The following is a 409-nucleotide window of genomic DNA, read 5'->3' as shown; positions in this document are numbered from 1 at the left end:
GGAGGTATGCGGCGGGACGCCTCGAACTGCAATCGAGTATCGACGAAGCCCTCCCCACCAGTTGGGTGTCGAGCGAAGCGTCTCAGCGAAAGCTCCTCGCGGCTGCTTGGTGGTGGGTCGAGAAGGCGCTGCAGGACGGCGGCTCGATGTTCAGTACGGATGGGTCGGTCTGGTCGGCCCCCACCGTGTCTGCGCTGAGGGAGCTATGGGAACGTTCGGTGCGCGTTGAGGGGAAGAACTTCGATGAGAGCCTGCAGATCCAGCTCGAGGGCCAGTCGGACGCGGTGAAGCTGCTGATGGCAGAGATCGTCGCCCTTCAGGTCCTGCCGATCTCACAGATCATGGGGCACAAGCGCAAGACCGAGAAGGTTCAGGCTGTCCTCGACTTGATGGCTCACAAGGTATCGGT

The 409-nt window shown here is 62.1% G+C and carries 1 protein-coding gene; it reads left to right on the top strand.

All coding sequences use genetic code 11. The features are described from left to right. The coding region (locus KVT44_RS55610) for a hypothetical protein (protein ID WP_217576875.1) at nt 1–409 on the top strand (409 nt) is incomplete at both ends.

Source organism: Streptomyces sp. GbtcB7, from assembly GCF_019091445.1.
GTDB lineage: Bacteria > Actinomycetota > Actinomycetes > Streptomycetales > Streptomycetaceae > Streptomyces > Streptomyces mirabilis.
This window is presented reverse-complemented; position numbering and strand designations above follow the sequence as displayed.